Origin of the sequence: Arenibaculum pallidiluteum (assembly GCF_017355985.1) — a bacterium.
Lineage (GTDB): Bacteria > Pseudomonadota > Alphaproteobacteria > Azospirillales > Azospirillaceae > Arenibaculum > Arenibaculum pallidiluteum.
On record NZ_JAFIQU010000013.1, the window covers coordinates 60,895 to 75,233 of the forward strand.

Annotated in this window: 14 protein-coding genes; 11 read left to right on the forward strand and 3 right to left on the reverse strand. The window is 68.5% G+C overall.

Annotated elements, in window-relative coordinates; translation table 11 throughout:
* Positions 1–39: 39 nt before the first annotated feature.
* From JUB13_RS21825 to JUB13_RS21855, 7 genes are all read left to right on the forward strand, one after another.
* Positions 40–723 (forward strand): LuxR C-terminal-related transcriptional regulator, encoded by a 684-nt coding sequence (locus JUB13_RS21825; RefSeq protein ID WP_207482607.1) that lies wholly within the window; start codon positions 40–42, stop codon positions 721–723.
* Positions 724–811: 88 nt separating this feature from the next.
* Entirely contained in the window at positions 812–1,489 is a 678-nt protein-coding gene (locus tag JUB13_RS21830) for a LuxR C-terminal-related transcriptional regulator (RefSeq protein ID WP_207482609.1), read from the forward strand.
* A 191-nt stretch (positions 1,490–1,680) separates the two neighbouring features.
* On the forward strand, positions 1,681–2,178 hold the full coding sequence (locus JUB13_RS21835; RefSeq protein WP_207482611.1) for a YciE/YciF ferroxidase family protein: 498 nt from the start codon (positions 1,681–1,683) through the stop codon (positions 2,176–2,178).
* A gap of 226 nt (positions 2,179–2,404) precedes the next feature.
* The gene (locus tag JUB13_RS21840) at positions 2,405–3,121 is read left to right on the forward strand and encodes a LysR substrate-binding domain-containing protein (protein ID WP_207482613.1); all 717 of its coding nucleotides are present in this window, start codon (positions 2,405–2,407) and stop codon (positions 3,119–3,121) included.
* A 399-nt stretch (positions 3,122–3,520) separates the two neighbouring features.
* Positions 3,521–5,188: an FAD-dependent oxidoreductase gene (locus JUB13_RS21845; RefSeq protein WP_207482615.1), complete on the forward strand. Its 1,668-nt coding sequence runs from the start codon at positions 3,521–3,523 to the stop codon at positions 5,186–5,188.
* Between the two features lie 21 nt (positions 5,189–5,209).
* Positions 5,210–5,449: a DUF2783 domain-containing protein gene (locus JUB13_RS21850; RefSeq protein WP_207482617.1), complete on the forward strand. Its 240-nt coding sequence runs from the start codon at positions 5,210–5,212 to the stop codon at positions 5,447–5,449.
* Complete coding sequence (locus tag JUB13_RS21855) at positions 5,446–6,396, forward strand: MBL fold metallo-hydrolase (protein ID WP_207482619.1); 951 nt, start codon at positions 5,446–5,448, stop codon at positions 6,394–6,396. The genes JUB13_RS21850 and JUB13_RS21855 overlap by 4 nt, the downstream gene beginning before the upstream one ends.
* Before the next feature lie 49 nt (positions 6,397–6,445).
* On the opposite strand, the gene JUB13_RS21860 is transcribed toward JUB13_RS21855, so the two are convergent.
* On the reverse strand, positions 6,446–7,291 hold the full coding sequence (locus tag JUB13_RS21860) for a helix-turn-helix transcriptional regulator (RefSeq protein ID WP_207482621.1): 846 nt from the start codon (positions 7,289–7,291) through the stop codon (positions 6,446–6,448).
* 119 nt (positions 7,292–7,410) lie between these two features.
* Between JUB13_RS21860 and JUB13_RS21865 the strand changes: the two genes are divergently transcribed.
* The 4 genes from JUB13_RS21865 (at position 7,411) to nhaA (ending at position 11,426) form a co-directional block, all read left to right on the forward strand.
* Positions 7,411–8,529, forward strand: a complete 1,119-nt coding sequence (locus JUB13_RS21865; protein ID WP_207482624.1) for an alpha/beta hydrolase — start codon at positions 7,411–7,413, stop codon at positions 8,527–8,529.
* Positions 8,530–8,570: 41 nt separating this feature from the next.
* Positions 8,571–9,116, forward strand: a complete 546-nt coding sequence (locus JUB13_RS21870; RefSeq protein WP_236025130.1) for a VOC family protein — start codon at positions 8,571–8,573, stop codon at positions 9,114–9,116.
* A gap of 46 nt (positions 9,117–9,162) precedes the next feature.
* Positions 9,163–10,110, forward strand: a complete 948-nt coding sequence (gene feaR, locus JUB13_RS21875) for a transcriptional regulator FeaR (RefSeq protein WP_207482626.1) — start codon at positions 9,163–9,165, stop codon at positions 10,108–10,110.
* An 89-nt stretch (positions 10,111–10,199) separates the two neighbouring features.
* Positions 10,200–11,426, forward strand: coding sequence for a Na+/H+ antiporter NhaA (gene nhaA / locus JUB13_RS21880; protein WP_207482628.1), 1,227 nt, complete (start codon positions 10,200–10,202; stop codon positions 11,424–11,426).
* A gap of 127 nt (positions 11,427–11,553) precedes the next feature.
* Here the strand turns inward: nhaA and JUB13_RS21885 are convergent, their stop codons facing one another.
* Together JUB13_RS21885 and JUB13_RS21890 are read right to left on the reverse strand one after the other, a co-directional pair.
* Positions 11,554–12,849, reverse strand: coding sequence for a sigma-54-dependent transcriptional regulator (locus JUB13_RS21885; RefSeq protein ID WP_328702985.1), 1,296 nt, complete (start codon positions 12,847–12,849; stop codon positions 11,554–11,556).
* Positions 12,850–12,871: 22 nt separating this feature from the next.
* Positions 12,872–14,332 (reverse strand): sensor histidine kinase, encoded by a 1,461-nt coding sequence (locus tag JUB13_RS21890; protein ID WP_207482632.1) that lies wholly within the window; start codon positions 14,330–14,332, stop codon positions 12,872–12,874.
* Between the last annotated feature and the right edge of the window lie 7 nt (positions 14,333–14,339).

Sequence of the window (14,339 nt, forward strand, 5' to 3'; positions counted from 1 at the left end):
CAGGCGTCGGTGAGTCGCAGTGCAATGGGAGATCCTGCCATGGGTAACACCAAGGTTTTCGTCCACCATCGGACGCGGCTGCACGAGGAATCCATCTTCGAGCTCTTAAAGTCGACGGAGTTCCAGCGCATCCCGACCGGTGAAACGAGGGGGGTCCCAAGCGAGCCGCCCGACCTGTTCATCACGGACCTCGCCCTCTTCCGTCGCAACGTGAAGGCGCTGCAGGACTGGTGCCAGTCCCCGGCTCGCATCGTGTTCGTCGCCGACGATTTCAGCCTGGGCGACCTCCGCCTGGCGCTCCGCCTCGGTGCGAATGGCTATGTCCTGAACCGCCTCTCCTCCGAGGCCTTCGTCATGTCACTGCGCCTGGTTATGGCGGGGGAGAAGGTCTTTCCCACGGAGCTGACGCGAGAGATCTTCTCCCGGGAATTCAAGAGGAAGAACGGCTCCAGGCAAGCTGCCGTCCCCTCTGATCCGGCGCTCGAGCGCATCCGTTCCGGTGCGGGCATCGAGTTCACCCGCCGTGACCTGCGGATCATCGACATGATCGCGTCGGGCGTCGGCAACCGCGAGATCGCGGGCTCGATCCAAGTGACCGAGGATCTCGTGAAGATGTACGTGCGCCAGATCATGAAGCGGATCAACGCCAGCAACCGCACGCAGGTTGCGATCTGGGCAGTGCAGCACGGCGTTGTCCGGCAGGAAGCCGCGCTCGTCGACTGAGCGAAGGACCGCCGTGGGCGGCATGCCCCCACAGGTAACCAGCGGGATGGGTGACCGACGGGGTGGGGACCAACAGGGCGGAACGACGATGACCAGGCCGACGGTACTGTTCCATCACGCCAGCAGGCTGGAGAGGATCTCCTTTGCGAAGCTGCTGGAGCTCAATGGCTTCGAGGTGTTCACCCGGCCCGAGGAAGCGGATGGCGCGACCTCCCCTGACGAGGCCGACCTGATCATCTTCGACCTCGGCTACGCCACCGCCCACAACACGGCATTCCGCGATTCCTGTGCCCGCTCCGCCAATGTCGTCGTGATCGCGCAGGATTTCGGCTTCGAGCACGCGCGCATGGCCTTTCGCGTGGGAGCCAAGGCCTTCCTGCTGTACCGAATGTCGACCGAAGCCCTGGTCCCGGCGCTCCACTTGGTGCTGACGGGCGAAGCCGTGCTGCCTTCGGAGATCGCCTCCCTCCTGCTGGCCGAGGATCGCGATGGCGGCGACGATCCCTCAGTCGCCCAGGCGGCACCCGAGCCCGGTTTCCAACTGCTGGGGCTGCCCGGGCTCGTCGAGCGCGACGTCCGCGTGCTGTCGCTGGTTGCGCACGGACGCAGCAACAAGGAAATCGCGCGCCATCTCGGCACGACCGAGGAGATGGTGAAGCTCTATCTCCGCCAGATCATGGCCAAGATCAACGCCCGCAACCGCACTCAGGCGGCAGTCTGGGCCATGCAGAACGGCTTGGCCGAGCGCGGCGAGCCGACCTCCTGAGCCCTGGCTGAGAATTGAGCCGTAGCTGAACCCCGAGCCGGCCCGGCGCGCCCGCGCCCGTCCACGGTCTCCGTCCATCCTTGCGTACAGGACACGCATCGCCCGCGCGACGAACAGGCGACCCCGTTGTTGTCTGCGTTCCACCGGCCCCTCGCGAGGGGAGGCCGGGCAACCGCTCACGGGAGACCCCGATGTCCGAACAAGCGCTCAAGGACCTTCTGATCGAAGAGCTGCAGGATACCTACAGCGCCGAGACGCAGATCACCGAGGCCCTTCCGAAAATGGCCCAGGCCGCATCCTCGCCACAGCTGAAGCAGGCGTTCGAGACTCACCTCCGCGAGACCGAGGGCCAGATCCGCCGGCTCGAGCAGATCTTCCAGATCCTCGGTGCCCAGCCCGGCGGGAACACCTGCGAGGCGACGCAGGGCCTCATCGAGGAGGCCGAGGAGATCATGGGAGAGGATCATCCGCCCGAGGTTCTGGACGTGGCCCTCGTCATGGCGGCCCAGAAGGTCGAGCACTACGAGATCGCCAGCTACGGCTCCCTGCGCACCCTCGCCCAGACCTGCGGCATGGACGATATCGCCCGCCTGCTCGAGCAGACGCTCGAGGAGGAGAAGGCGACCGACCAGAAGCTGAACCAGCTGGCCGAGGGCGACATCAACCAGCGCGCCTTCAAGGCCGCCTGACGCTTCGCGCAGCGCCCCCGGGGCCGGTGCACCGGCCCCGGGGGCGCGCCCTTTCGGCCTACCAAGCCGGACACAATCCGGCCTCGCTCAGCCGCCCGCGCCCTTGACGGCGTAGCTGGAGAGCACTGGCCCGCACCCTTGAACGCCGACGCGTGTCAGGAATGCGGGGCAAAGCGGTTCCGGCTATCCCGTGCCCCGCTCGCCGAACTTGGCGCCTTCATCGCAGTTGCGCGCGGACGCAGCTTGGCTGATCGCGACCGTAGGCCCGCATCTGGAGGAGATCGAGACAGGCCTGGCCGCCTTGTCCGAGCTTCGCGACAAGCCGGCCGGCATCATCCGCCTCACTGCTGTGGACCACGCGGCAGAAACGATCCTCTGGCCCTCGCTTGCAAATTTCCTGGCCGAGTACCCGGATGCCCAGGTCGACTTGGTCGTCGACAACATGCTCCGGGACATCGTTGCCGAGCGCTTCGACGCCGGCATCCGGATGGGCGAGCGTGTCGCCCGCGACATGATCGCCGTGCGGATCGGACCCGAAATCCGCATGGCCGCCGTTGCCACGCCCGCCTACTTCAAGAAGCGCCGCAAGCCGAAGGTCCCTCAGGATCTAGCGACGCATAGCTGCATCAATCTACGCCTGCCCACACTGGGCGAAGTCTATGCCTGGGAATTCGAGCAGGGCACGCGTGAGATCAACGTGCGCGTCGAAGGGCAGCTGACCGCCAACGACATCGTGGTGATCAGGAACGCCGCGCTTCATGGCCTCGGCATTGCGTTAATGCCCGAAGATGTGGCGCAACCCCATCTGGATTCCGGTGGCCTGGTCCGTGTGCTGGCGGACTGGACGCCGCCATTTCCCGGCTACCACCTGTATTATCCCAGTCGGCGGCAGCAATCGCCCGCTTTCGCCCTGCTCGTCGAGGCGCTGCGCTATCGTGGATGACGGAACATCCGTTTTCGATCCTGACCACCGGAAACCGGACCGGCCCGGTGCCGGCCACACTCGGTCATGCTGACCTATTTCGCGCCTAGCAAATATCTGTGCCCGCTCCATGTGCTGTCCCCTTGGCAGCGTCTTCCGAAGCGGCCCCCTCCCGCGCGGCTCCGTGCCGGTCGAGGATCCCCGCCGCGCGCCGCCGGCGCAGCGAAGATCGCCCGCCCGGCCCCCGCGGCCTGACGCGACCTCGGACCGGACGGCACCCGCCGCGGAGCACATCCCAAGTCCCCAAGGGCACGTCCCGTCCCCCGCGAAGGGGACAGAATTCGTTTGTTGACGGGGCGCATCGTAGGCGAAACAAACGTCTGCGGGCGCGACGCGCCCACGGATTCGGGAGGGATTGCAATGACCGGATCGTCGGCGCGCGTGCAGACCGGCGGCTACGACTTGCCCGTCTACGACTACGTTCGTCCACCCGAGCTGGCGGGCGGCCCGCGGCGGCGCTATCCCGTCGTGATCGTCGGCGGCGGCCTGTCGGGGCTGACCGCGGCCTGCGACCTCGCCTGCCGGGGGATTGAGGCGGTCCTGCTGGACGAGGACGACACGATCGGCGTGCGCGGCGCGTCCAGCCGGGGCATCTGCTACGCCCAGAAGAGCCTCGAGATCTTCGACCGGCTCGGCATATACCAGCGCATCCGGGACAAGGGCATCACCTGGTCCGTCGGCAAGGTCGTCGAGGGCGAGGAGGTCCTCTACAGCTTCGACCTCGCGCCGGGGAGCGCCTCGGCCCAGCCGCCCTTCATCAACATCCAGCAGTTCTACGTCGAGTGGTTCCTGGTCGACCGGATCCGTGAGCTCGGCCGCACCGACCTGCGCTGGAAGAACCGCGTCACGGCGGTCCGCCAGGGCGCGGAGCATGCGGTGCTCAGCGTCGAGACGCCCGATGGCGCCTACGAGATCGAGGCGGACTGGGTCGTCGACGCCACCGGCCTCGCCAGCCCGATCCGCGACGGGCTCGGCCTTCCGACCCATCCCGAGCGCGGCGAGGATCGCTGGTGCATCTCGGACGTGCGGTTCCGCAAGCCCTTGCCGACCGAGCGCTGGACCTGGGTCGAGGCGCCGTTCAACGAGAACCGCGCGGTCTGGCAGCACCTGATGGCGGACGGAGTCTGGCGCATCGACTACCAGATGGCGCCCAATGCGGATCCCGCCGAGGTCAGCCGCACCGAGGTCGCTGAGGCGCGGCTGCGCGCCCATCTGGGCCCGGAGGTCGAATTCGAGGTGGTCTGGGTCGGCCCCTACTCGTACCGCACGCACCTGATGGACGATTTCCGGTGCGGCCGCGTGCTGTTCATCGGCGATGCCGCCCATGTGATGAGCCCGTTCGGCGCGCGCGGCGGCAACAGCGGCATCCAGGACGCGGACAATCTCGGCTGGAAGCTGGCGCTGGTCCTTCGAGGCGAGGCACCGGAATCCCTGCTGGACAGCTTCGACGCCGAGCGCCGTCCCGCCGCCGCGCACAACATCAAGGTCACCAGCCGCACCGGCCGCTTCCTGGCGCCACGCACCGAGATGGAGCGGATCATCCGCAAGGCCGTGCTCGACCTTTCGACCGAGCACCCCTTCGCCCGGCTGCTGCTGAACACGGGCCGGATGTCCGCGCCCTTCCGCTACGACGCCTCGCCCCTGAACACCGGGGCCGAGGGCGAGGCCGTGCCCAATGTCCGGCTCGGCGAAGGGGTGCTGTCGGACCTGCTGCGCGGCGAGGGCGCCGCATTCGTCGCGCTGTGGGCCCCGGACCCGGCCCAGCCGGGCCTCGCCGCCGCACTGCAGGCCGTCGCCGAGCGGGGCTGGCCCGTCCGCGTCTTCGCCTGCGGGGCCGAGGCGCAGCCGCTGCCGCATCTGTCCGGCTCCGGCATGGGGCTGCTGGGGCTGACGCCCGGCACGCTGCTGCTGGTGCGTCCGGACCAGCACCTTGCCGCCCGCATCCGCGACGCCGATCCCGCGGCGCTGGAGGCAGCGCTCGCCAGGGCGCTGTGCCGGGCGCCCTCCGACGCGCTGGCGCGAGCCTGACCGATTCCCGAAGGAAGACACATGCGCACAGACCCGAACATCCCGGATCCCGACGGCTTCTACGAGGCGCTGCTCGACACCCATGCCGGGCTGAGCATCGAGGAGAGCCACGCGCTCAACGCGCGGCTCGTCCTGCTGCTGGCCAACCAAATCGGCGATGCGGCCGTCCTGCGCGCCTGCCTCGCGGCGGCCCGCGCCTCGGCCGGCCAGAACCGGGACACCGCAAGCCGGGACACGCAGAACCGGGAGACCGCCCGATGACCGCCTCCTTCGCCTCGACGGCGGACCTCGCCGAGCAGAAGCCCCGGCTGATCGAGCTCGCGCGCGACGTCTACGGATTCGTCAGCGACTTCGACCCCAATTGCGGCTTCGTGGTCGGCCCCGAATACGTCGTCGCCATCGACACGCGGGCGACACCCGCCCTGGCGCGCGAGATGCTGGCCGCCATCGCGCAGGTCACCGACAAGCCCGTGCGCTACGTATTCCTGACCCATTATCACGCGGTCCGCGTGATGGGCGCCTCCGCCTTCAAGGGCGCGACGATCATCGCCAGCCAGGGGACCCTGGAATGGGTGCTGGAGCGCGGCCAGGCCGACCTGGAATGCGAGGTGCGCCGCTTTCCGCGCCTGTTCCGCGGCATCGAGGAGGTGCCGGGCCTGACCATGCCCGAGCTGGTCTTCGACAGCCACCTGACCCTGCGCCTCGGCGAGCGCGAGCTGCATCTGAGCTATCTCGGGCGCGGCCACTCCCACGGGGATGCCGTGTGCTGGATCCCTGACTGCCGGGTGCTGTTCTCTGGCGATCTGGTGGAGAACCGCTGCGGCGTCTATGCCGGCGACGGCTATGTCGGGGAATGGATCGACACGCTGGGCCGCCTGCGCGCCCTCGGGGCCGAGGTGATGGTGCCCGGCCGGGGCGCGGCGCTGCAATCGCGCGAGGCCGTGCTCTCGGCCATCGACGGCACGCAGTCCTTCCTCTCGGACCTGCGGGACGTCGTCACAAGGGCGCGCGCCGGCGGCGCCGACATCAAGGCCTGCTTCGCGGCGGCGGAAGCGGCTATGACGCCGCGCTATGGCGACTGGCCCGTCTTCGCCCATGTCCTGCCCTTCGACGTCGTGCGCCTGTACGAGGAGCTCGAGGGCGTCCGGGACCCGAGCCTTTGGACCGCGGAGCGCGACCAGAACCTTTGGACCCTGCTGCGGGGCTGATCCCCGGCTGATCCGGCCTTTTCACGCGACCTGGGTCACTCGGGCCGCGTCACTCCGGCCGGATCAGCCTGGGCAGGTTGCGCAGGCACAGCGCGAAGAGCTCGCTCTGCGAGGAGATGGCGAGCTTCTGGTATGCCCGCTTGCGCAGCGTGATCACGGTCGAGGGCTGGACGCCGAGGTCGAGCGCGATGCCCTCGGTCCGGTAGCCCAGCAGGATCCGGCTGCACACCGCCTGCTCGCGGGCGGTGAGCCGTCCGCTCGCGAGGTCGATCAGCCGCTCCACGAAGGGCAGCGTCCGCCCCGCGCTGATGTCCGCCTGCACGATGTAGTGGGCGCAATGCTGGCGCACGATGCTGGTGAGCAGCGTCGCAAGCCGCGACAGCACCGACACCTCGCCCTGCCGAAATGGTCCCGAGCGCTGCGTGCGGTAGAGGTTCAGGTAGAAGGCGATGTCGGAGCTGCGCCAGATATACGAGACCTTGTCGACGATTCCGACGGTCGTATAGAAGCGCTGCGCGTAGCTGCGCGTGGCGAGACGCGTGGGATCGTGCCGGCGGAAGATCACCTTCCGGCTGTTCGTCACGCGGCTGAGCTCGGCGAAGTTCGGGTCGAAGCGATAGTACTGGCTGACATAGTCCCGGGTCAGCGACCGCGCGACGGACAGGTCGACCCGGCTGGCCACCACCACCGATTTCAGCCCCTCGGGCTGGGAATAGCTGCTGATCGTGCAGTGGTCGACCGGGACCAGCCCGGCGATCCCGTCCAGGAAGGCCTCGTCGAAGCGCGGCGTGCCGATGGCGGCGATGGCCTCGGCCAGCGCGCTGAAACGGCCGATCGCGGCGTCGCTCAGCTCGTCCTCGGGCGCGCCAGCCCCGTCCCGGACCTGAACCGTCATGACCGGATCTCCTGCTGCTTGTCCCCCTTCAAGGGTACATACACGCAAATGCTGGCATCTCTAGCATTTTTGCATGGGAACCATCCCGGCCTGCGGCCGGGCTTCAAGGGGAGATCCGGGTGAGCATGGAACTGGTCGTCATCGACGTGCGTCCCGGCGCCGCGGCCGAGAGCCAGTCGGGCCTGCAGATGCTGCGGCCCCGGATCTACGGCGCGGCCGCAAGGCCGCCGGGGGCGCGCACGGCGGCCCTGATCATGCACCCGACCAGCAACTTCATGGGGCACTACCTCCTGGAGCCGCTCGCCAAGCGCGGCATCGCGGCGCTGGGCCTGAACACGCGCTATCTCGGCAGCGACGTCGTGCTGGTGCTGGAGCGCGCGATCCAGGACATGGGCGCCGGCGTCGCCTGGCTGCGCAGCCAGGGCTACGAGAGGGTCGTCCTGGTGGGCAATTCGGGCGGGGCCGCGCTCTCGGCATTCTTCCAGGTCCAGGCCGAGGAGCTAACCATTACCGACACGCCGGCCGGCGATCCGGTCGACCTGGTCCCGCAGGACCTTCCGCCGGCCGACGGGATCGTCCTGGCGGCCGCCCATCTCGGCCGGTCGCGGCTGATGGACACCTGGATCGACCCGGCCGTGATCGACGAGCGGGACCCGCTCTCGTCGGACCCCGCCATCGACATGTTCAACCCCGAGAACGGCCCGCCCTATTCGGCGGAGTTCATGGAGCGCTACCGCGCTGCCCAGCGTGCCCGCAACGCCCGCATCGAGGCCTGGGCCCGGGCGCGGCTGCGCCAGCTCCGCGCCCGCGACGGCGGCCCCCGCGACGAAGCCTTCGTGATCCACCGCACGCTGGCCGACCCGCGCTGCCTGGACCCCGCGATCGATCCCAACGACCGCGCCCCGGGCACCACGGTCTGGGGGCTCCCGCGGGCGCAGAACTACGCCGCCAACAGCATGGGCCGCTACACTTCGCTCACGGGCTATCTCAGCCAGTGGTCGCAGAGCAGCCGCGGCGACGGCCCCGCGAACCTCGCCAGGACGCGCTGCCCCGTGCTGCTGCTGGAGTACACGGCGGATTCGTCGGTCTTCCCGTCGGACAACGCCCTCTGGGCGCAGGCGGCGGGATCCCGGCTGGAGCGCCACTCCGTCAAGGGCGGCAACCACTACCTGACCGGCGCCCCGCACCTGGTCGAGGAGGTCGCCGACCGCATCGCCGCCTGGACTGCGCGCCTGTGAGCCCGCCCCGTTTCCCGAACCCCGAGAAGGAGGGATCAGAAATGACTGCCATGTCCGCCCCCGTGTCAGCCCCCGTGCCCGTCCACGGCCTGCACCATTTCGCCTACCGCTGCCGCGACGCCGAGGAGACGCGCGCCTTCTACGAGGATCTGCTGGGCCTGCCGCTGGCACACGTGATCAAGGCCGACCACGTCCCCAGCACGGGCGAGTATTGCCCCTACGTGCACATCTTCTTCCAGATGCAGGACGGCTCCTACATCGCCTTCTTCGACCTCGGCGACGACGTCGCGCCGGCCCCCTCGCCCAACACGCCGGCCTGGGTGAACCACATCGCGCTGCGAGTCACCTCGGTCGAGGATCTCGAGCGCGCCATGGCGCGGCTGAAGGCCGCCGGGGTCGAGGTGCTGGGCATCACCGACCACCACATCATCAAGTCCATCTACTTCTTCGACCCCAACGGCCTGCGCGTCGAGCTCACGACCATGACCGTCGAGGAGGAGTACATGCAGGAGGCCGCCAGGAGCGCGCATGGCGAGCTCGCGGCATGGAACCAGCACAAGGACGCACGGCGGGCCGGCGCCCGCTAGGGGGCCGGGGCGGAGCGCAGCCGCGCAGGCCGGGAGGAAGCCAAGGATGAAGCTGTTCACGACATGCGGGCTGCCGGCCCGCGAGCGAAGGGCGGCCTGGGACGAGGTGGTCGCGAAGGTCTGCGGCCCCTTCATCGCGGAGTACGGCCCGGACGATACGGTCCTGGACGCCGAGATGGACGTCCGCAGCCTCGGCGGCCTGCACTGCGCCATGATCGCCCAGAACACGCTCTCGGTGCGCCGCTCTCGCGTGGAGGTCGGCCGGGCCGACGACCGCCTGTGCTTTGTGGTCATGCAACTCCGCGGGCGCAGCCGCATGGTCCAGATGAACCGGGAGGCATGCCTCGCGCCCGGCGATATGACCCTGATCGATTCCGGGCGTCCCTGCGCCTTCCATTTCGACCGGGACAACGCCCAGTTCTCGCTGCACATCCCGCGCGGCCTCATCGAGCGCCACCTGCGGGCCGGCAGGCTGCCCTTGGCCGAGCCGATGCGCGGCGGCCTCGCCGCCGCCGCGGGGGCCATGATCCGCTCGCTCTTCGAGACCGGCGGCACGCTGAGCGCAAGGCACGGGGCGGTCGCGCGCGAGGCCCTGACCAGCATGATCCTGTCCATGCTCCTCGACGACGACGTCGCCGACGGCCCCGCCGTGCCGGCCCATGCGGATGCCCAGGTCGCTGCGATCCGGGCCTATATCGAGCTGCATGTGGATGCCCCGGGCCTGTCGGCCGCCTCGATCGCGCGGGCGCATAGGATGTCCGTCAGGCACCTGCACCGGCTGTTCCAGGCCACCGGGACGACGGTCGGCGACTGCATCCGCGGGCTGCGCCTCGAGAAATGCGCATCCGACCTGCGGAACCCCGGCATGCGCGGCGCCACCGTCACGGAGATCGCCTACCGCTGGGGCTTCTCCGACGCCGCCCATTTCAGCCGCAGCTTCCGCGCCGCTTTCGGCCAGGCACCGCGCGAGTACCGCGCGACGCTCCGCATGTAGCCAGCTCCAATCTGCAGCGGCCTACGAACATCGGCCTGTGACGTGTCGGCTATCGGCCGGTTCTATTCCCATTTGGAAAGGACCCGGGAATGGCCATCGCCAGCCACACGCGTCGCCCGCTGTCGATGCTACGCCACTTCCTCGAGAATGAGGCGTCGGCCGGTCTGGTGCTGATGGGCGCCGCGACGCTCGCCCTCATCGTGGCGAACTCACCACTGGCCGATGCCTATTCCAGTGGGCTTCATGCCCATGTCGGCCCACTCAGCGTCGAATATTGGATCAATGACGGGCTGATGGCGGTCTTCTTCCTGCTCGTCGGGTTGGAGATCAAGCGCGAGATCCTGGACGGGCAACTATCGACCTGGCCTCGCCGCGTGCTGCCGGGCATCTCGGCACTGGGCGGCATGGTGGCCCCGGCGCTGATCTACGTCGCATTCAACTGGGGTGATCCCGCGACGATACGCGGATGGGCCATCCCGACCGCTACCGACATTGCCTTCGCACTCGGCGTCTTGAAGCTGATCGGTCCGCGTGTGCCGACCTCGCTCCAGGTATTCCTGGCAGCGCTCGCGATCATCGACGACCTCGGCGCCGTCGTTATCATCGCTCTGTTCTACACCAGTGATCTGTCCGTCACGGACCTAGCATTGGCGGGCGCCGTGCTCCTCATTCTGACGGTGATGAACAGGCGCGGCGTGACGCGGCTCTGGGCCTACCTGCTGTTGGGGTTCGCCCTGTGGTTCTTCGTGTTCCGCTCCGGCGTGCACGCCACAATCGCCGGGGTCGCGCTCGCCTTTACCATCCCCCTCGCCCCATCGCGAGGCCGCCCGGACGACATGGCGGGATCGCCATTGCACCGGCTGGAACACGGCCTCCACAACTGGGTCGCATTCCTGATCGTCCCTGTGTTCGCCTTTGCCAACGCCGGAGTATCCCTCGAAGGCGTGACCGCGGATGCCTTGCTGGACGACCTCACCTTGGGAGTGGCTTTCGGTCTGCTCCTCGGCAAGATGGTCGGCGTGTTCGGCTGCGGGTTCGTGGCCGTCCGCGTTGGCCTCGCCGACGTGCCAATGGGAGCCAACAAGCTTCAGTTCCTTGGCGTCTCGTTGCTCTGCGGCATTGGCTTCACCATGAGCCTGTTCATCGGGCTGCTCGCCTTCGCCAACGATCCGGCACTCCAGGAAGAGGTCAAGATCGGCATCCTGTCCGGCTCGCTGCTGGCAGGCTTGGCTGGATGGGCCGTGCTGCGTTTCGCGCCAAGGACGGCGCGCGCCATGCCTCCGGCATCCCGCGCGGGATCCAGGGCAACCCGATAGGATCAGACTGCCCCCGCCCCCTGCTTCGCGCGTTGCCATTCGGACAGCCTGAGCCCGGACCCGTCCTGCCCATCCCGGGACCGCACGGCGACGGGCCATGCCGGACACTCATGAGCCTGAGCAGCTCCTATGCAAGGCCGAACTCCCGCATGCGCTTCCAGAGCGTCGTCCGCGACACCCCAAGATGTCGCGCAGCCTGCCCCCGGTTGCCGCCGCTGCGGCGCAGCGCATCCTCGACCTTGATCCTCGTCGCTGCCGCAAGTGCTTCGTCGAGGGACCCTTGCACCCCACGGTAGGTGCTCTCCAGCGCAGTCTCCGGAAAGAGGTCCGACCGTCCGATCACGGGACCGTCTGCCAGGGCAGCCGCGCGCTCGATGCGGTTCCTCAGCTCGCGGACATTTCCTGGCCAGTCATGCTCCGCCAGCGCCGCGATCCCCTCGGGCGACAGCGTCCGCGGCCCGATTCCGAACCGGCTCGTCGCATCCTCCAGAAAGTGCCATGCCAGCATCGGCAGGTCGTCGGGACGCTCGCGAAGCGGCGGAACACGGAGTTCGACGACGTTGATCCGGAAGAGCAGATCCTCCCGGAAGCTCCCCTTGGCGACCAGTGCGGGGAGATCGGCGTGGGTGGCACATACGAGGCGGCCCCCGAAGCGTCGCTCGTGGCGCGCACCGATCGGAAGAAAGAGCCGCTCCTGGATCACGCGCAAGAGCTTGGGCTGCTGATCAATCGGCAGTTCGGCCACCTCGTCGAGGAAAAGCGTGCCTGATCCGACCCGCTCGAAGAGACCCATGCCGGGGCCGACGGCGCCGGTGAAAGCCCCCTTCTCGTGGCCGAACAGCGTGCTTTCCACGAGGTCGCGTGGAATGGCCGCGCAGTTGACGGCGACGAATGGTTCGGCCGCCCGCGGCGACGTACCGTGCAGCAGCCGCGCAGCCACTTCCTTGCCGACGCCGGTCTCACCGGTGATCAGGACCGGAATGTCGACCCGAGCCGCCTTCCGCAGGAGCGCCTCGACATGCCGCATCCCCTGCGAGACGCCCAGCGCTCCACCCTCAGCCGGGGCTGCGTGCTCCCGGCAGACCTCGCGCAGCACATCGACCAAGGTGTTGACGTTGATCGGTTTCGTCAGATAGTCCCGCGCGCCCGCCTTCATCAGGCGCACCGCCTGATCGACCTGGCCGAACGCCGTAATGAAATAGACCGGCAACGCCCCGTGCATGTCCAGGAGGTGCCTAAAGATGGCCTCCCCGTCCATATCCGGAAGGAGAATGTCGCTCACCACCGCGCGTGGCGGAACCAACTCTTGTAGAATGTCCAGCGCCTCCCGTCCGGTCGTCGCCAATCTCGGCTTCAGGCCTTCGAGGCGCAGCCTCTGCACCAGTGCCGGACCAAGGACGGCGTCGTCCTCGATCAGGAGCACCCAGCCACCCTCGCTCATCGCATCATCCTGCATTCAGAGCGTCCTGCGCCTGCGCGGCGGCGTGCGGACCCGCCTGCCGGGCTCCGAAAGTGAAGGGAACCTCCAGCCGGACCAGCGTTCCACGACCGGATTCGCTGTTCACGGTGGCACGACCGTCAAGCGCTCCCAGGAGCGACACGACCACGTCGATCCCGAGGCGTCGAGCCTCCCGATCGGTGCGGCCTTCGGCCAGCCGCGATGCCACGGCCTGATCAAGGCCAGGGCCCTGGTCCGTGACCTCGCAGATCAGCTTGTCTCCCTCCGTTTTTGCGGCGAGGCCCACCGTGCCTCCCGCAGGCGTGGCGGCGCAGGCGTTCAGGAGCAGGTTCAGGAGCACCTGACGGACCTCGGCCGCGCCGAGACCGAGCGTTTCGGGCACGTCGACCTTCCACGCCAGCGCCACCCCGCGCCGCGCGGCCTCGGGTGCCACGAGATGACGCAGGTCGTCGAGATCCTGGCGCGTCAGGCGGCGGTCATCCGGCGGGCGATACAGGTCGAGGGCTCCCGTCACGATCCGGTCGATCGTCTCGATCCCCCTTTCCAGGAGCCCCAGGGATTCCGCGCGGACCTGTGCGTCTTCGCCGAAGCGTCGAAGGGTTGATATCGCCGTGGCCAGCCCGCCCAACGGATTGCGGACCTCGTGAGCCATGGTTGCGGCCATGCGGCCCAGCGCCGCCGCCTGCTCCTGATCCGCGAGCGCACGGAGCAGGCGCTCTCGATCCCTAACGCCCTCGACCATGCGCTGATAGGCAGCGAAGAGCCGGGCGCTCTCGGCATCGGCCTCCCGCAGGACGCGCTTGGGCAAGGGCACAGGCTTGCCGGGGGGCTGGGATCCAAGGTGATCCACCAGGATGCGGACAGGGCGCGAGAGGCGCTGCAGGACCAAATAGGCCAGCAACCCGCAGACAAAGGAGAATGCGAGGTCCACTGCCATCACGGCCCATGTCAGCCGATCGCGCGCCGCGATGATGCTCGACACGTCGAGCGCCACGACCACGCCACCTCCACCCTCGCCCCTGGGCCCGAGGCGGCGGCCGGCCCAGCCGATCCTTTCTTCGGCGTCGACGTTGAACGGCAGCCGCAGGATGTCTTCGAAGGGACGCGCATCGATGGTGCCGTCGCCGGCACGCGCGACCAGCCGACCGTCGCTGTCAAAGGCGAAGAGCGCTCTTTCCGCGATGCCGACCTGCTGGTCGAGAGCGCTCGCGAAGCGTCGTTCGATCTCGATCGCGGTGCCCGAGGTGACCGATGGGCCGATGCTGGCTGCGATCCCGTCGAGATAAACCTGGGCCAGACGCTCGAGCCGTTCACCCTCGCGCGAGGCCATGATGCGGACCGCCACCTGGGTCGAGCCGACCGCGACCGCAAAGACCATGACAGCCGCGATGGCCGGCACGCGCAGGGACGGCGGGACAGGTGCCTTGGTCCAATTCGGGATCCTCATCCTCCCA